The 18,050-nt window shown below is 73.7% G+C and carries 11 protein-coding genes; 6 read left to right on the top strand and 5 right to left on the bottom strand.

Annotation, left to right across the window (positions count from 1 at the left end; genetic code table 11):
- Positions 1–165 precede the first annotated feature (165 nt).
- A complete protein-coding gene (locus OG447_RS20000; RefSeq protein ID WP_266938178.1) occupies positions 166–1,311 on the top strand; it encodes a SchA/CurD-like domain-containing protein in 1,146 nt (381 codons plus the stop codon).
- Positions 1,312–1,362: 51 nt separating this feature from the next.
- Positions 1,363–1,620: an acyl carrier protein gene (locus OG447_RS19995; RefSeq protein ID WP_266938177.1), complete on the top strand. Its 258-nt coding sequence runs from the start codon at positions 1,363–1,365 to the stop codon at positions 1,618–1,620.
- Between the two features lie 66 nt (positions 1,621–1,686).
- On the opposite strand, the gene OG447_RS19990 is transcribed toward OG447_RS19995, so the two are convergent.
- On the bottom strand, positions 1,687–2,772 hold the full coding sequence (locus OG447_RS19990; RefSeq protein WP_266938176.1) for a methyltransferase: 1,086 nt from the start codon (positions 2,770–2,772) through the stop codon (positions 1,687–1,689).
- Between the two features lie 35 nt (positions 2,773–2,807).
- Positions 2,808–3,908 carry a nitrous oxide reductase family maturation protein NosD gene (locus OG447_RS19985; RefSeq protein ID WP_266938175.1) on the bottom strand — a complete coding sequence of 367 codons (1,101 nt, stop codon included), beginning with the start codon at positions 3,906–3,908 and terminating at the stop codon, positions 2,808–2,810.
- A 196-nt stretch (positions 3,909–4,104) separates the two neighbouring features.
- Here OG447_RS19985 and OG447_RS19980 point away from each other — a divergent pair, with 196 nt between their 5' ends.
- A complete protein-coding gene (locus OG447_RS19980) occupies positions 4,105–5,727 on the top strand; it encodes a nucleobase:cation symporter-2 family protein (protein WP_266938174.1) in 1,623 nt (540 codons plus the stop codon).
- Positions 5,728–5,797: 70 nt separating this feature from the next.
- On the opposite strand, the gene OG447_RS19975 is transcribed toward OG447_RS19980, so the two are convergent.
- Positions 5,798–6,304 (bottom strand): transcriptional regulator, encoded by a 507-nt coding sequence (locus OG447_RS19975; RefSeq protein ID WP_266938173.1) that lies wholly within the window; start codon positions 6,302–6,304, stop codon positions 5,798–5,800.
- A gap of 172 nt (positions 6,305–6,476) precedes the next feature.
- Between OG447_RS19975 and OG447_RS19970 the strand changes: the two genes are divergently transcribed.
- From OG447_RS19970 to OG447_RS19960, 3 genes are all read left to right on the top strand, one after another.
- Complete coding sequence (locus OG447_RS19970; protein WP_266938172.1) at positions 6,477–6,842, top strand: hypothetical protein; 366 nt, start codon at positions 6,477–6,479, stop codon at positions 6,840–6,842.
- 148 nt (positions 6,843–6,990) lie between these two features.
- On the top strand, positions 6,991–10,920 hold the full coding sequence (locus OG447_RS19965) for a helix-turn-helix domain-containing protein (protein WP_266938171.1): 3,930 nt from the start codon (positions 6,991–6,993) through the stop codon (positions 10,918–10,920).
- 221 nt (positions 10,921–11,141) lie between these two features.
- Positions 11,142–11,993 (top strand): NlpC/P60 family protein, encoded by an 852-nt coding sequence (locus OG447_RS19960; protein WP_266938170.1) that lies wholly within the window; start codon positions 11,142–11,144, stop codon positions 11,991–11,993.
- Positions 11,994–12,021: 28 nt separating this feature from the next.
- On the opposite strand, the gene OG447_RS19955 is transcribed toward OG447_RS19960, so the two are convergent.
- Positions 12,022–13,479 (bottom strand): hypothetical protein, encoded by a 1,458-nt coding sequence (locus tag OG447_RS19955; protein ID WP_266938169.1) that lies wholly within the window; start codon positions 13,477–13,479, stop codon positions 12,022–12,024.
- A 100-nt stretch (positions 13,480–13,579) separates the two neighbouring features.
- Entirely contained in the window at positions 13,580–18,034 is a 4,455-nt protein-coding gene (locus tag OG447_RS19950; protein WP_266938168.1) for an ATP-binding protein, read from the bottom strand.
- Positions 18,035–18,050: the final 16 nt, after the last annotated feature.

The following is an 18,050-nucleotide window of genomic DNA, read 5'->3' as shown; positions in this document are numbered from 1 at the left end:
CGCGCCGATCGCAGTACCGGACAACGATCGAACCCGGGTAGCGCCACCCGTGACTCGGGGGCTGACCGACCGCATCCGCAGGCGGATCACCCACGCGGATTCCACCGACGACTGACGACGTGCCACGGGATGTGGCGGGCGCGCGGTCTCGAAGGAGTGAGAACGATGACAACTTTGTCGGAACGGATATCGCAGTCCGCCTTCGACGGCTCCAGGCTTCGGGTCGTGCTTCTGCTTGACCTGTACGACGGCGCCCAGAACCAGTTCCTGCAGGTGTACGAGGACCTGCGCAAGCAGGTGTCGTCCGTCCCCGGACACATCAGCGACGAGCTGTGCCAGTCGATCGAGAATCCCTCCCAATGGCTCATCACCAGCGAATGGGAGAGCGCACCGCCGTTCCTGGCCTGGCTGAACAGCGAGGAGCACGTCCGGTCGGTCGAGCCGCTGCACGGCTGCGTACGGGACACCCGCTCGCTGCGCTTCAGCGTCCTCCAGGAGAGCGGCAAGGCGGTCGTCGATCTGCCGTTGCCCGTCAAGGGCCGCCTCCAGACGGCTCCCCGGCGGGGGGACGGCCTGGTCCGTCACGCCCTCACCTTCACCGTCAAGCCGGGCAGCGAGGCCGTCGTCGCCAAGCTGATGGCCGGGTACGCCTCCCCGCAGGCCCAGGTCGACGAGAGCACCTGGCTGCGCCGTACCTCGCTGTTCATGCACGGCAACCGCGTCGTACGGGCGATCGAGGTGGAGGGCGACCTCCTCGCGGCGCTGCGGCACGTGGCCCGGCAGCCCGAGGTCAGGGCCCTCGAAGAGGCCCTCAATCCGTACCTGGAGCAGTCCCGGGACCTCGACGACCCGGCGTCCGCCCGGGTGTTCTTCACCCGCGCGGCCCTGCCCGCCGTGCACCACGTCGCCGCGGCCGGGTACGAGTCCGAGGCCGTGGGGCGTCACGCGCTGTTCTACTCCGCCAAGGCCGGGTGCGGCATGGCGCTGGCCCGGCTGCTGGCCGGCCAGGACGAGGCGGCCGTGGACGATCTGACGAGCCCCGTCGAGGGCAGCACCGTCTTCCAGCGCGACGACGTCGTCGTACGGCTCCTGGACGTGCGCGGCCCGCTCGACGCCCGGCCCGCCCTGGCGGCCGGTGTCGAGGGCGACCGCAAGGCGGCCGTGCTCGCCCGGCTGCTCGACGACGGTGACGGCTACGGCAGCAGCGGGGCCGAGGACGGGCTCCTCACCACCGACCTGGGGATCTCGCGGTTCCTCGCGCGTTCCACCATGCGCCGGATCACCGACCGGCGGGCCGGTGCGGAAGTCTGACCCGCCCGGCCCGCCGTCAGCCCGTCCCACCGTGAGAAGGAGAACTCCCCCATGACCGTTCAACTGACCATCGAGGAACTGGCCGCCCTGATGAAGAAGGGGGCCGGTGTCAACGTCGACCCCGTCGACATGGCGAGCCGGCCCGACTCGGCCTTCGAGGAGTGGGGCCTGGACTCCCTCGGGCTCCTCGGCATCGTCGGCGAGCTGGAGAACCGGCACGGCCGGCCGCTGCCCGCGGACGCGGACCAGTGCAAGACCCCGCGGGAGTTCCTCAGCCTCGTCAACGACACCCTGGTGGCGGGAGCCTGACGTGCCTCGGCACCCCGAGACCGGCGCCGGGCCGGCTCGGGGTGCCGTGGTGGCTCCCGGCCGAGATCAGCCGGGCACGCTGCATTCGAACGCGTGCAGGTACGCGTTGACGGGGCGGACCTCCCCGATCACCAGCCCGGCGTCCGTCAGGCGGGTGACGAGGCTCTCCCTGGAGTGCTTCGCACCGCCGACGTTGAGCAGCAGCATCAGGTCCATGGCCGTGGTGAACCTCATGGACGGGGTGTCGTCCACGAGGTTCTCGATGACGACGACCCTGGCTCCCGGGCGGGCGGCCGCGACGACGTTGCGCAGGGTCCGGCGGGTGCTGTCGTCGTCCCACTCCAGGATGTTCTTGATGATGTAGAGGTCGGCCTCGACCGGAATGGCCTCGCGGCAGTCCCCGGGGACGATGCCGGTCCGCTCGGCGAGCGGACCGCCCTCCCGGAGCCGGGGATCCGCCTTCGCCACCACACCGGGGAGGTCGAGCAGGGTGCCGCGTACCTTCGGGTGCTTCTCCAGCAGGCTCGCCAGGACGTGTCCCTGGCCGCCCCCGATGTCTGCGACCGACGAGACACCGGTGAGGTCGAGCAGGTCCGCGACGTCCCGTGCCGACTGCATGCTGGAGGTGGTCATGGCCCGGTTGAACACGTGGGCCGATTCGTGCGCGTCCTGGTGGAGGTAGTCGAAGAACCCCTTGCCGAAGACGCCCTCGAACACGTTCCCGCCGGAGCGCACCGCTTCGTCGAGCAGCGGCCAGGCCTGCCAGGTCCAGGGCTCCGTGCACCACAGGGAGATGTACCGGAGGCTGTGCGGGTCGTCCTCGCGCAGCAGTCGCGACATCTCCGTGTGGACGAACTTCCCGTCCGGAGTCTCCGCGAAGACGCCGTAACAGGACAGGGCGCGGAGCAGCCGTCGCAGTGGCTGCGGCTCGGCGTTCACCGCGGCCGCGAGTTCCGCCGCGGTGGCGGGCGATTCGCCCAGGGCGTCGGCGACGCCGAGGCGGGCCGCGGCGCGTACGGCCGCGGCGCACGCGGCCCCGAAGACGAGCTCCCTCAGCCGCATGCCCGGCGGCGGGGCGGGTGCGGCGGTAGACGCGGGGGCGGAGAGGGGAGCGGAGAGAGGGGTGATGGGGGTCGGGCTCACAGTGGTCATTCGGCCTCGTTTCTCCTGAAGACGGGGAACACCGGTCAGCACATCCCCGCGGGCTGGGACACCTGGCACTGGTTGCCGCGGAACGTGTTGCCCGTGCCGGTGCCCTGGTTGGCCAGGTCCGCCGGCTTGTTGCCCCTGACCAGGTTGTCCCTGATGACGTTGTCGGTGTTCTGGGCGCCCACGAAGCTCTTGAAGAGCAGGATTCCGCCCGAGATCGGCGAGGCGCCCACGTTGTCGCGGATGGAGTTCGTCCGGATGATCGTCTCCTCCGCTCCGGTGAGGACGATGCCGGCGCCCTGGATGTCGGGCAGGCGGCTGTTGCCGCGGCAGAACTTGTTGTTCGCGTGGATCCTGTTGCCGCGGATGGTCATGTCTCCGGCGCCCGGCTCGCCCTCGTCCCCGACGACGAACACGCCGCCGCAGTTGCCGGTGAGGGTGTTGTCGTGGATGGTCATGTTCCTGACCCGCCTGGCCGTCACTCCGATGCGGTTCCCGGTCAGCGTGTTGCGGCGGACCACGGCGCCCAGGGTGTCGATGGCGCCGCCCTCCCGTGCGACGGTGTTGGCGATGAAGATGCCGGACTCCGCGTTGTCCCGGGCGACGTTGTAGCGGAACACGCCCCGGGTGGAGTGCTCCTGGGCCATGCCCCAGGTGCCGTTCTTCTCGGAGGTCACCTTCTCGACGGTGAGCCGGTCGGTGTAGGAGGCCCAGAGGCCGTTCCTCTTGAAGCCCGAGAGGGTCAGCGCCCGGATGGTCACCCGGTCGACGGTCCGTGCCGCCGTGCCCATGACGCAGATTCCGGTGTCGGCCTGCGAGCAGGGGGTGACCGCGCGTGCGGGCAGCGGCGCGGGCGCCGCGGCCGGCGGCATGATCACCGTCTGACTGCCCCACCCGCGCAGGGTCAGCCGCTTCGTGATCAGCACGTTCTCGCGATAGGTGCCGGGCATCACCGTGATGGTGTCTCCCGGCTTTGCGGCGTCCACCGCTTCCTGGATCGACTCGCCCGCGCGCACCGTGTGTCTGGCCGCCGCCACCGTGGCGGTCGCTGTCGCTGTCGCGGAAGGCGCGGCTGCGCCGATCCCCGCGGCCATCACGACGGAGATGCAGGTGAGGTACTTCAGCTGTCGGTTCGTCACATTCCGAAGCTATGGGCGATCAGCACCTCTCGCCACACCGGGTAAGCGGATGGATACATATGGTGCGCAAACGGCTCCATTTCCATACTGCGAAAGGGGGTCGGGGCGGCTCCTCGCCCGGTTACTCGCGAGGAAACACAGCCTTTGGCTATGGTGAGCGCCCTCGATCGGGCATTCCTTCGGATCCCATGAACAAATGGGCATCCGCTGCGCCGATCGAAGGACGTCCTCCCAATCCAGGACGCAATCGCAGTCAAGAGTGACGTGCTGTCGGCAACACCGCGCGACGTCCGCTCGGTACGAGCCTGCCTGCCCCCGTCCTGTCATCCGGGACCGGAGGGCGGCGGCCCTCTCTCATTCACCTACCTCGCGAAGGCAAGGCAGAGATGGCACGACGACTCCCCCGGCAGCGCTCCCGACGGGCCCCGCACCAGCGGGCGCACCCCGTCGACGAGTTGCTCCCCCTCCCCCGGCTCGCCCTCTACGGGTTCCAGCACGTCCTCGCGTTTACGCGGCGGCCGTCATCGTCCCCGTCCTGCTCGGGAACGCACAGGGCCTCTCCCGCCAGGAGCTCATCCACCTCATCAACGCGGACCTGCTGACCTGCGGTATCGCCTCGATCATCCAGGCGCTCGGCGTCTGGAAGGTCGGCGCCCGGCTGCCCCTGGTCCAGGGCGTCACCTTCACCGCGGTCTCACCCATGATCGCCATCGGTACGGGCGCGGGCGGCGGCACCGCCGGGCTGCTCGTCGTCTACGGTGCGGTGATCACGGCCGGCATAGCGACGTTCCTGTTCGCGCCGGTCTTCAGCAAGCTGGCCAAGTACTTCCCGCCGGTCGTGATCGGCACGATCCTCACGATCATCGGCATCACGCTGATCCCGGTGGCCCTGCAGGACGCGGCCGGCGGCGCGCACCTGATCGGCAGCCCCGCGTACGGGGACCCGGAGAACCTCGCGTACGCGCTGGGCACCCTGCTCTTCATCCTGGCCGTGGTCCGCGTCGGCAAGCCCTTACTCGGCAGCCTCGCCGTGCTGCTCGGGCTGGTGGCCGGCACCGCCGTCGCCTGGTTCCTCGGCGACACCGATTTCACGGCCGTGCGCGACAGCGCCTGGTTCGGCGTCACCACCCCGTTCCACTACGGAATGCCGCGGTTCGAGCTGCTGCCGATGGCCGCCATGCTCGTGGTCATGCTGATCACCATGGTGGAGACCACCGGGGACGTCTACGCCATCGGTGAGATCACCCGCAGGAGAGTGGACACCGACACGGTCGCGCGGGCCCTGCGCGCCGATGGCGCCGCCACGGTGCTCGGCGGCGTCCTCAACTCCTTCCCGTACGTGGCGTTCGCCGAGAACATCGGCCTCGTGCGCATGTCCAGGGTCATGAGCCGGTACGTGGTCGTCGCGGCCGGCCTGTTCATGATCGTCCTGGGGCTGCTGCCGAAGGCGGGCGGCCTGGTCGCGGCGATCCCGCACCCGGTGCTCGGCGGCGCCGCGCTCTCGATGTTCGGCATGGTCGCCGCGGTCGGCGTCCAGATCCTGGCCAAGGCCGATCTGCGCGAGGAGCGCAACGCCCTGATCCTGGGGGTGAGTCTCGGCGCCGCGATGCTGCCGGCCACGGTAGGGCCGTTCTTCGACCGGATGCCCGACGGCGTCCGGGCGGTGCTCGACAGCGGCATCACGCTCGGCGCCCTCACGGCCATCACGTTGAACCTGCTGTTCAACGTGTTCACCAGCCGCACCACGATGGAGATCGACTGGGACCGCATCGGAGACGGCGGCCCCGCGGATCCGTCCCTGGGCGCGCCGGCCCGCTGACGCACCGGCATCCTTCCACCCCCGCCCACGGGTTCCGGCGCACCGGGGTCCGTGGGCGTCCGGCGCCCCGTCAGCGGCCGCCCGCGGGGAAGGGGGAGGCCTCGCCCGCTTCGCCGACCAGTTCCCAGAAGTGGTCGGCGAGCCGGTTCAGGTAGGCGGCGCGCTCGGCCGCTGTCTCCTTGAGCCGGGTGTCGTCGTTCAGGGCGACCAGGTGCCCCATGTACCGCTCCGAGAACTCCGCGAACTCGCCGTGCATCGTGCGCAGCGCGTCGCCCACGCTGGTCGCGTCGACCACCACGATCTCCGCCACCGGGTCCACGTGCGCCTTCCACCGCCCGCTCACGGCCGACCGGAGGTGACCGGCCAGCTCCTCGCCGCGGCCCATGATCCCGATGAGCTTGCGCAGGGACAGGCCCAGGGCCTCGACCAGGGCCCTGGTCTGCCGGGCGTCCCCGTGCCACTGCCGCGCCGCCTCCGCCACGCGGTACTCGGCCGGGTCCATGCCGATGCGGTACGCCAGCCGCTCCACGGTGAGCCGACGGGCCAGCCGGTGCTCCGCCAGCGTGCGCGGCTCCACCCCGCGGAGCGGATCTTCCTCCCGGGCCGTTGCCTCCGCTCACGCGTCCGGCCAGGTCACGGGCGGTTTCCCGGCCGTCCCCGTGACGGGCAACAGGAAACCCGTCGACCCCCGGGCGGCTCCGGGACAGGCTGAAGGTGTCAGCACGAGGCAAGACCCACGAGGGGAAATCATGCGCAAGATGTTCCGCGGCGCCGCCGCGCTCGCGACCGCCGCCGTCGCCGTGATCGCGCTCAACGGTACGGCCGGCGCCGCGCCGGCCGACGCCTGGGCCGGGTGCCCCGACGGGGCGGTCTGCATCTACCCGCAGAACCAGAACCCGGCCGTCAAGCCGACCCACATCTTCTACGCCTACGGGGCCCACAACCTGAGCAACCAGTTCGGGAACCACTGGGTCCTCAACAACCAGACCGGCGGCGCGTCCGCGAACCTGTGCACCGGGTACAACGGCGCGGGCTGCGGCTACCTGATCGAGGCGGGCAAGGGCGTGTACGCCGACCTCGGGCCGATCAACTCGATCCGCCTCAACCGGCCGTGACCCCCGCCTGACGGGGGGAGTGTCCGGAGCCTCCGACCAGGGCTCCGGACACTCGTATTCTCGTCATACCGGAACCGGGACTTGGCCGTCCGTCCGACCCCCGCTGTAGCCTTGGCAGCGTCATCTCGCTGCCTGGGTGTGCTGTGCCATGGGGGATGTTGTGGGGGATCCGGACCGCCGGCGGAAGACCGGTCACCAGCACGAGCCACCCGAGGACGCCGCGCCGTCGTTTCCGGCGCAGCTGCGGCGTCTTCGGGTGCAACGCGGCCTGTCGCTCGCCGATCTGGCCCGTCAGACGCATTACAGCAAGGGCTACCTCAGCAAGATCGAGACCGGCTCGAAGCGCGTCACCGTCGATGTCGCACGTCGCTGCGACGAGGTACTGCGAGCAGAGGGTGGGCTCCTGCGGATGGCCCGGGAGGGTGAATCCCCCGACGACGTCACCCGCGCCGGCGTCGGCGCTGGTGACGGAAGCGGAACCGGAACCGGAACCGAAGAGGCGGGTCCGCAGTCCGACGGCGCATGCCCCTACCGCGGTCTGCCGGCGTTCACCTCCCAGGACGCGGAGTTGTTCTTCGGCCGCGAGCGCGCCACGGCCGAACTCGCCGAGCGGGTCTTCGAGCGCATCGGGAACGGGCCGCTGATGCTGGTCGCCCCCTCGGGCGCCGGCAAGTCCTCCCTGCTGAACGCCGGTCTCGTACCGGCCCTCCGACGCCGCGACCGCTTCCCGATGCCCGGCGCGGAGGGCTGGCCGGTGGTCGCCTTCACTCCCACCGCGCATCCGCTGGAGGAGCTGCTCGACTGCGCCGCGAAGGTGGTGGGCAGCGATCTCGCCGTCACCGCACGGGAAGTGCGCGCCCGGCCCAGGGCGTTACTCGAAGCCGTCCGCCGGCTCGCGGACAGCGCCCCGGCGGCGGCCCGGGAACCGCAGCCGCCACCCGTCCGCCCGGTGCTGATCGTCGACCAGTTCGAGGAGCTGTTCACCCTCTGCCCGGACGAGGAGGAGCGGAGCGCCTTCGTACGGGTGCTCCGCGCGGTGGCCACGGCCGGCCCGGACACCGCCGGGCCCGATCCCGCGGTCGTGGTGCTCGGCGTACGGGCCGACTTCTCCGGGAACTGCCTGGACCTGCCGGAACTGGCCTCCGTCTTCACCGAGGGGCTGTTCGTCCTGCCCCCGATGTCCGTGGCGGAGCTGCGGGAGTCGATCACCCGACCGGCCGAACTGGCCGGGCTCACCCTCGAACCGGGCCTGGTCCCGCTGCTCCTGCGCGACGCCGGGCTGCGCGAGGAGCCTGCGCCCCCCGGGGCGGGCGCGGGGCCCGGCCACACCCCGTCCGGTGCGCTCCCCCTGATGTCCCACGCGCTGATGGCGACCTGGCAGCGGCGCGAGGGGGCCACCCTGACCGTCGCCGGGTACGAGCACAGCGGCGGCATCCGCGGGGCGATCGCCCGTACCGCCGAGAACGTGTTCGCCCGCCTGTACCCGGCCGAGCAGAAGACCATCCGCCGCATCCTGGTGCGCCTGGTGCACGTCGCCGACGGTACGGGGGCCACCCGGCGCCGCATCGGCCGGACCGCGCTGATGGAGCAACTGGCCGACGCGGACGGCGTCGCGGCGGCGCTCGACCCCTTCGTCCGGGCCCGGCTGATCACCATGGGCAGCGACACCGTCGAGATCACCCACGAGGCGCTGCTGCACGCCTGGCCCCGGCTGCACGGCTGGATCCACGCCGACCGCGCCGGGCTGCTGATCCACCAGCAGCTGGCCCACGCCGCCGACGAGTGGGAGCGCGAGGGCCGCGATGCCTCCGCCCTCTACCGCGGGACCCGGCTGGACAGCGTCCGCTCCTGGGCGGACGAGTTCGACGGCAGGAGCCGGCTCGCCCCGCGGGAAGCGGACTTCCTGCGGGCGAGCCAGGCCGCCGAGGACAGCCGGGAGCGGCAGTCCAGGCGTCAGGTCCGGCTGCGCCAGGGGATGCTGGCCACCCTCGTCGTCCTGCTGGCCCTCGCCCTGACCGCCGGGGGGCTGGCCTACCAGCAGCGCTCGGGCGCCCTGGCCCAGGAACGCGTGGCCCGGTCGCGGGCGCTGGCCCTGCAGTCCACCTCGCTGGCCGCCGGCCAGCCGGAGCGGTCGATGCTGCTCGCCGGGGAGGCGTACCGGACCGAGCCGACCGGCGAGGCGCGCGGGGCGCTGCTGAGCACCCAGGCCCAGCCCTTCGTCACCCGGCTCGGCGGGCACGGCGGCCCGGTCAACGCGGTGGCCTTCGCGCCGGGCAACCAACTCCTCGCGACGGCCAGTTCCGACGGCACGGTCACGCTGCGGCGGGTGGCGGACCGGGTGACGACCGCGACCCTCACCCTGCCCGGCCGGGTGCGCTCGGTCGCCTTCAGCCCCGACGGCCGGATGCTCGCGGCGACCGCCACGGACGGGCCCGCCCGGCTCTGGCAGGTCGCGGACCCCCGTACGGCGACGGACCTCCCAGCGAGCACCACGGGCGCGCGGGCGCTGGCCTTCGCGCCCGACGGGCGGACGCTGGCCTCGGCGGGGGCGGACGGCACGATCCGGCTGTGGGAGACCGCCGGGGAGCACCGGGCCGTGGCCACCCTCACCGGACACACCGGGAAGGTCAACGCCCTGGCCTACGCCCCGGACGGCCGGACCCTGGTCTCGGCGGGAGCCGACCGGACCGTACGGCTGTGGGACGCGGTGGAGGCGGGGCCGATCGCCGTGCTCCCCGGGCACACCGACGAGGTGCTGGGCGCGGCGTTCTCACCGGACGGGAAGACGGCCGCCACCGGGGGCGTGGACCGGACCGTGCGGCTGTGGGACGTGGCGGCGCACCGCCAGAGCGCGAGCCTGACCGGGCACAGCGACGACGTGAACGCGGTCGCCTACACGCCCGACGGGACGACCGTCGTCAGCGCGGGCGGCGACGGGACGACCCGGCTGTGGGACGTGCCCAGCGGCCGGGCCGTCGCCACGCTCGCCGGACACACCGACTACGTGCTCGGGGTGGCCGTGGACTCCGCCGGGACCCTGCTGGCCACCGCCGGGTTCGACCAGTCCGTGGTGCTGTGGGACCTGCGCGGCCGGGTGCTGACGGCGCGTCCGTTCACCGAGATCTGGCACGCCGCCTACGGCCCGCGGGGCGAACTGCTGGCTACCGCCGAAGCCGACCACGCGGTGCGGCTGTGGGACGTGGCGCGGCGGCGGGTCGTGGCCTCGTTCACCTGGCACGGCGAGACGGTGTTCTCGGTGGCCTTCGCCCCCGACGGGCGGACCCTGGCCTCGGCCGGGTCCGACGGCACGATCCGGCTCTGGGACGTCGCCGCGGGCACCGCGCTGGCCACGCTCACCAGCCGGCACGGCACCGTGTTCTCGGTGGCCTTCGCGCCCGACGGACGGACCCTGGCCTCGGCCGGGTCGGACGGCGCGGTCCGGCTGTGGGACGTCCCGGGGCGCAGCCTCCTCGCCACGCTCAGCGGCCACACCGACTTCGCCAACGACGTGGTGTTCAGCCCCGACGGGCGCACCCTGGCGAGCGCCGGCGACGATCTGACCGTGCGGCTGTGGGACGTGCCGGCCCGCCGTCCGCTGGCCACGCTCACCGGTCATACGGGGGCGGTGCGGGGGGTGGCCTTCGGCCCGGACGGCCGGTCCCTGGCGAGCAGCGGCAACGACGGGACCGTACGCCTGTGGGACGCCGGGCGGCACCTCCTCGTGGCGGAGCTGACGGGGCACACCGGTTCCGCGCGGGGCATCTCCTTCTCCCCCGACGGGCGCACGCTCGCGTCCAGCGGCAACGACCGTACGGTGCGGCTGTGGGACGTGGCCGGGCGCCGGCTCGCGGCCACGCTGACGGGGCACTCGAACGCGGTGTGGGGCGTCGTCTTCGCACCCGACGGGCGGACGGTGGCCAGCAGCAGCACCGACGGGACCGTGCGGCTGTGGGACCTGGACGCCGGAGAGCGGCTGGCGGAGATCTGCCGGCTGCGCGCGGAGCTCGGCGCGCGGCGGTCGGCCGCGCTCCTGCCCGGCTCCTCCGGCTCCGCCGGTCCCGCGTGCGAGGAGTCGTGACGCGGGTGCTCCCCCGGTCGGCCGGGCGGGGGTTTCCCAGGGGTTTCCCGTTGCCCGTTCGGGTGGTGCGCCGCCGGAGCCTCGACGCGCGGGGGCGGCGGCCCCCAGGCTGCGTCGGGGGGAGCGCCGCACGAACTGCACGGGCGAGCGCAGGGCGACCCGCCCGGCCCCTCCCGAGATCCGCGTCCGACGACCGACCCCACACAGAATCGAGGCCCCGCATGCTGCGCCGGTCCACTCTCTTCGGCCCGCTCATCGCCCTGTTCGCCCTGCTCGCCCTCCCCCTCTCCGCGCCCTCCCCGGCGGCCGCCGCCGACGGCTCGTGTGCCGTACGGGCGCCGGGAGCCTCCGCCACCGCCGAAAGAGCCGTCGCCGCGGCCTGCGCGCAGGTCGACGCCGACGTCTGGTACACCTGGGGCGGCGGCCACGGTCCGCAGCCCGGTGCCACGTACGGGCAGGTGGACCCGAGCGACCCGGCCAGCGAACACGATCCCGAGCGGCTGGGTTTCGACTGCTCGGGGCTGGTCCGCCACGCCTACGCCCAGGCCGCCGGGTCGGACATCCTCAACGGGGTCGCCAGCAGCCAGTACTACACGCACCGGGCCGCCGGACGCTTCACCGCCGCCCAGGGCCTCGGCCCGCTGCTCCCCGGTGACCTGCTGGTGTGGGGCACCTCCCGGCAGCTGCACCACATCGCCGTCTACCTCGGTGCGGGCAAGATGGCCGAGGCCCGCCAGTCCGGCACGAAGCTGATGGTCAGTGACGTCCGGCTGTCCGGCGACTACTACGGCGCGGTCCGGATCGACGCGGGTCCGGTGACCGGTCACGTCTTCCAGACATGGGGCACCGGAGTCTGGACCAAGGCCCAGCCGTCCGTCCGGGCCGAACGCGTCTACGCCTTCCCCGGGCCGACGACGATCCGGGTCGGCTGCCAGAAGCACGCGGAGGAGGTCACCTCGGACGGCTACACCAACGACGCCTGGTCCTACCTGCCCGACTACCGGGCCTGGGTCAGCAACATCTACGTCCGTGGGGCCGCGTGGCTGGAAGGGGTGCCCACCTGCGAGGACTGAGCTCTCGGGCGGTACCCCTCCCGGCGTCTCACGCGTCCACGACCGTGAGGACCTCGCGGTGCACGGCGTAGGGGCCCTGGGCCTCCAGCCGCAGCACCCACGTGCCGGCGGACGGTGCCGTGAGCGCGGCGCGCAGCAGGCCGCTGCCGTCGGGGGTGAGCGGGACCGGTTCGCCGGCCGGCCCGCCCCCGGACGCGGACAGGCTGACGCTGACGGGCCGGCCGGACCGGGCTCCCTCGACCAGGACCTCGAACGGCTCGCCCGTCACCGAGAATTCGGGCGCGAGGACGCCGAACTCCTCCTCGCCGGTGAGCGTCTGGCCGGCGCCGCGGCCCCGGACGATGGCCGACAGCTGGTGCCCCACGGTGTCCGCACCGGTCAGGTCCACGTGCCGGTGTCCGCTCCAGACCGCGTCGCTCATCTCCTCCAGGGCCCACCCGGCGAACGCCGACTCCTCGGGCACCGTGCCGTCGCCGGTCCACGGTTCCGCGTCGTCGAGCGCGGTGGGGAACTTCAGGCCTTCCGGGGCCAGCAGGACGCCGTGGACGGTGGGGTGGGAGCGCCCGCCCAGACAGTGGACCTTGTACGGGAGCCCGCTCTCCCCGCTGCGGCGCCGGTTGCGCGCGAGCGCGTCCTCGAACTCGGTGTGGAAGGCGAAAGCGTCCTTGACCAGCTCCGAGGGGAGGTCCGGTACGGCGATGCCCTCGTCGTCGAGGTAGCGGGTGCGGGTCAGGCCGGGCAGCATCACGGCCTTGTACACGGGCAGCAGCTGCCCGACGGAGGGGAAGCCGCGGCACAGCTCGGCGAGGGCGGGGTTGAGCCATTTCCCGGCCAGGGTGAGCGCCTTGCGCCCCAGCAGCCGCTGGTCGTCACCGGGGCCGATGCCGTTGCGGGTCAGGAAGCGCACCGCCTTGGCGGCTCCCCGGTGCGGGGTCCCGAGGGTGACCAGGGAGCGGGCCGTGTCCCGGCCGCCGAGGCACTCCAGGTAGTAGCGGGTGACGAGGCCGCCCATGGAATGGCACAGGAAGATCACCCGGGGTTCGTCGGCGGCTTGCGGATAGTGGTCGCGCACGCGCTCACGCCACCGGGTCAGGGCGCGTTCGACGGCGGTCTTCAGGTCGGCCGCGGTGAGCCGGTTCGAGAGCCGCCAGTCGTAGGTGAAGGCGAGGTACTGCTCCTCGTGCAGGTCCCCGGCCATGGCCCGGATGTCGGGATAGCCGAGGAAGGACAGCAGGCCCGGCAGCGCGGACGGCGTCTTGACCAGCCCGTCGGCCGCGACCTCCCAGGGCGTCTCGGGCCGGTGGTCCCCGATGCCCGGCGGCAGCGCGAGCCGGTCGAAGGCCGCGCCCGGACCGCGCGGATGGACCGCCAGCTCCTTGGCCATGTGCAGCGCCGTGCGCAGGGACTGGTGCCATACGTCCTTGCCGTCGCGGGTGAGGCGGCTGCCGAGGATGCCGGGGACGTAGACGACGAGGTCGTGGCGCAAGGCGGGTTCTCCCGTTCAGTGGTCGAGGTGGGGGCGGTGTGCCGGTGGCGGTGTGCCGGTGGTGGTGTGCGCGTGACGGAAGCCGGTGGGGTGGGGCCGATCACAGGCGCGCCGTTCTCCTGCGCCCCGGCGGGCGGGGCGGCAGGGCGGCGCGCAGCCGGACCAGGTCGCAGCGCTGGAGCGCCTGGAGCGCGAGCGTGATGCCGCGCTCCTCGTCGAAGACGGCTTCGAGGGTGGCCACGTCCATGCCGCGGTAGGGGACGGTCAGTTCGGGCAGCCAGGCTCCGTGGCGCACGTCCCAGACGGTCAGGGAGCGTTCGCCCCCGCCGGTCAGGAGCAGGGGGCGCTCGGGGCCGCCGGAGAAGGCCAGCACCGTGGGGCCGGGCGCCCCCGCCTGGACGGTGGTCCGCTTCCAGCGTCTGCCGGTGCAATCGGCGAGCTGGACCAGGGGGCCCTCGGCCCAGGCGAGCAGCGGGATCGACTCGCCGTCCACGAGGTACTCGCCCAGGACGGCCGGTGCGGTGGGGTGCCAGACCTGGGTGCCGCCCGCCTCGGCGAGTCCGTCGTACGTGCCGCGCCACAGCCGGTACCGGTCGCCCACGTCCGTGACGACCCAGGTGGAACCGTCCCGCATGGTGCGCGCCGCGAGGCCGCAGACCAGGATCCCCGCGTGCGCGGAGCCGGCCTCCCGCAGGTGCGTGCCCGTGGCGGTCCAGCACTTCACCCCGCCGCCCACCGGGACGAAGAGCCGCACCGCGCCGTCGGCGGCGGTGAGGCCGATCCCGGGCACCTTGGCGCCCGCGTCTCCGCCCAGTTCGAGCGGTTCCCCCTGCTCGTACGTCCCGAGCCCGGCGGCGAGCCGCCACAGGTGGATGCGCCGGCCCGCCGCCACCGCCACCACCCACTGGCCCGCGTCCCCCAGGGCCCGTACGGCGGTGACGGCGTGCTCGTGCGGCAGGACCACCGGGTCCGCCGCGGCGCCCGGCCCGGCCGTGAGGCCTACGAGGACCTCGCCGCCCCAGGCCCGGCACAGCAGGGCGGCTTCGCCGGGTCCGGCGGCCAGCGCGACCACGGGACGCTCGTGGTGGGCGCGGCGCCGGGCCCGGCGGCCCGCGCGCACGGCGGAGGCGGCGTCCAGCAGCCGTACGTCGGGCCCGTCACCGGCGGCGACCAGGCCCGAGCCGCCCGGGTCGAAGGCGAGGGCCTCGGGCTCGCGCTGGCTGCGCAGCGGGAAGGAGCACTCCAGCGCGGCCTCGTCCAGGACCCGGATCCGGACCGCCCCGCCCTCGTGCAGGGCAATCGCGGGCCGGTCCCCGAGCCGGCCCAGGGCCAGGCCGCGGGCCTTGGAGCCGAGGGTGAGCGGGGTCCCCCAGCCGGGGCCGGCGGTGGCGGTCCCGTCCGGGCCGAGGGTGAGCCGCCACACCGTCACCGTCTGGCCGTCGGCCGCGGCCAGCCAGGCGGCGCCGCCCGTGGCGTCGGGCAGGGCCCCGGCCGCGTAGACCGGTCTGCCGCCCTCGCGCAGCACCCAGCTCCCGCCGAGGAGTCCGGCTCCGCCGCGGGCCTTGGGGTGCAGCTCGCGCAGGGTCACGTCGGTGCCGGCCAGGAGCAGGAAGCTGCGGCCGTCCAGGTGGAGCAGGGCGGTCCGCCCGGCGGCGGCGTCGCTGACGTCCGCGAGGCCGCCGTCGCCGGGGCGGCCCTGGTACGGCCAGCGCCAGGCCCAGGTGAGGCGGCCGTCGGCCACCACGGTCAGCGCGGTGTCCTCGCACCGGACGGCCGTCAGACTGTGCGGCGCGCCGCCCCACCGGTAGGCCTGTGAGGGGAGGCGTTCGGGTCCGACCCAGAAGTGGACGGCCCCGCTGTCGCGCGCGGCCGTCACCCGGTGGGCTCCGGTGCCCAGTTCCCGGACCTCGGTGAGTGCCTCGCGCCGACCGCCGCGCTCCACGGTGGTGCGGCGGGTGAGGAGGCGTTTGCCGGTGAACGCGTCCTGCACCACGATCTCGCCCTGGCCGGCGACGGAGAGCGTCCGCCCCCGGTCGGCGGCGCTCCAGCTCACGGCGCGGGCCCCGCCGAGCGGGGCCGGCCAGCGCAGCTCCAGCGGTTCGGGAGGCGCGTCGGTCCACAGTTCGCGCCACGGCAGGGCGGCGAAACCCGGCCGGGCGCGTAATCGTGCGTACAGGCCGGGGCGGTGGCTGACGAACGCCGTCGCGAGGAGCAGGGCCCGGCGTTCCCCGGCGGTGGTGCGGAAGCGGAACTCGTCGGCGACGCGCGCGTACAGGGCCGCGCCCTCGCAGTCGCGCAGCACCGCGGTGGTGAGCGGCAGCAGCACGTCCGGGTCGGTGTGCACGAGGAAGTCCGGGTCGTCGAAGAGCAGTTCCAGCAGGCCGGAGCCGGCGCCCGCGGCGTGCGCCCCCAGGTACCGGCGGACGTAGGGGTGGGCCTGCTCCCAGGCGTCCGCGTCCTGGGCGCGCAGGGTGTCGACGAGGCGGCGGTGTCCGTCGGCGGGGTCCAGACCGGCGCTCTCCAGGAGGTAGGCCCCGTAGCTGGGATGGGCCAGGCACCAGGCCGTGCCGCCTTCGGGTTCCACCTGCCCGGTCACGAGGCTTCCGGTGGCCGCGGTGAGGACGCGGCGCAGGGCCTGGGGGTCGAGTTCGGGGGTGCCGTCGTCGCGCAGGGCGTTGGCCAGGCCGAGCCAGAGCCCGCTGTCCTCGGCGGTCCCGTGGGACAGGCCCGGGCCCTGGACGAGGGCCAGGGGGCGCAGGAGTTCGGCGGTGCGCAGGGTTCCGGCGGCGCTGAGGTGGCCGATCTCGTCGGCGAGCCGGTCGCGCAGTCCGGCGCCGCCGGCCCGGATGTGCTCCACCAGCCGGTCCTCGGGAACGCGCCGCGGGCGGCGGACCAGTTCGGCGGCGATGAGCCGGGCGATCAGGAACAGCCGGCCGCTCTCCTCGGCGATGCGCGTGGCGGCGGCGGTCCGCTCGGCCTCGGCGCCCGGTTCCGCGTACGGCGATCCCTCCGTGGCGAGGACGGCCTCCACCATGTCGGCGATGTCCCGCTCGGTCTCCTCGTCCTCGTCGAGGACCAGGGAGGGGGCCGTCCGGTCCAGGGTCTGCAACAGGCTCTCGTCCGGCTCCCGGTAGGCGATCTGCTGGCGGGGCTGGGGGCGGGTGCCGACGACGACCTTGACGCCCGCACTGCGCGAGAGCGGGTTGAGCAGGTGGCGGGCGATCTCGTGGCCCTGCTCGGGCATCGCCTCGTCCAGGCCGTCGAAGACGAGGTTGACGGCGCCTTCGCGGGCCACGAGCGCGCCGATCGCCGCGAGGGTGTGCTGCACCGTGACCGTGCCCGCCGGCGGGGCGGCCATGCCCTCGAAGGCGGTGAGCAGCTCCCACAGGGCTCTGGTCAGGGTGGTCAGGGACTGGCCCCGGCAGGAGACGAGGGCGTGGACGGTGCCGGGGCGCGGGCGTACCTGCGGGGGCGGCGGCGGGTCCAGCCGGTCGCACTTGCGGGGGACGGACATCAGGGCGAGGCGTCCGAGCAGGGCGGTCTTCCCGCAGCCGGCGGGACCCGTGACCACGAGCAGTCCCTGTTGGTAGGTCTCCAGCCAGCGGACCAGCCGGCTCAGCGGCCCGTGCCGGCCGGAGAAGGTCCGCTCCAGTTCGCCGCCGTCCTCCAGCCCGAAGTGCTCGGCGCCCAGCCAGGGGTAGGGGTCGTCGTCCCCGAGCAGGGCCGTGCCGCGCACCTCCCCCTCGTCGGCGTAGTACGGGTTGTGCAGGAAGCTGTTGGGCAGCGAGCGGACCTCTACGTGGCCCGGCCGCTCCTCCGGCTCGTCCAGCCCGGATGCGGCTGCGGCCCCGTCGATCCCCTCCAGCAGGTACTGCACGGGCAGGTAGAGGGCCGAGGGGTCCAGGGGTCTGGCGTGGTCCTTCATCTCCAGGTCGGGGCTGGCGATCACCTGCTCCAGCCACTCCACCCAGCGGCCCTCCGGGATGACCCGGCCGACGCCCGACGTACCGACCACGACGAAACCGCCCGCACGCTCGCGGTAGGCCCGTCCGACGGCCTCACGCTCCTTGCTCAGGGCGCGGTCGAGGGCCTCGGGCAGGTGGCCGTGCGCCGAGCAGGCGTCGATGACCAGCAGGGTGTCGGCCCCGTCGGCGGGATCCAGGAGGCGGTCGACCAGGTCGGTGACGGCGAGCGCCCGGCCGCCGTCGAAGCCGCCCGCGGCCCATGTGTCGCGGCAGGCCAGGAAGTAGCCCGCGGCGCCCCGGTCGATGCCGTGGCCCGTCCAGTACAGGATCTTGCGGCGCGCGCCGTGCGCCCGGAAGGCGTCGAGTCCGGCCCACAGTCCGGCGCGAGTGGTCCCGGCGTCGTCCAGCCGCATCCGGTGTCCGAACCCCAGCCGCCCGCCGGCGAGTTCGGCGACCCGGCCGCGGACGCCCTCGACGTGCGCGAGGGTCTCGCGGCCGCCGGGCCGCGCGGGATGGTCGTACTCGGCGACGGCGACCGTCGCGATCAGTCCTTCACGCCGGTACGCGCCGCGTTCCGCGAGCCGGGACACGCCCCCCACCCCCACC

It is taken from the genome of Streptomyces sp. NBC_01408 (genome assembly GCF_026340255.1).
GTDB lineage: Bacteria > Actinomycetota > Actinomycetes > Streptomycetales > Streptomycetaceae > Streptomyces.
This window is presented reverse-complemented; position numbering and strand designations above follow the sequence as displayed.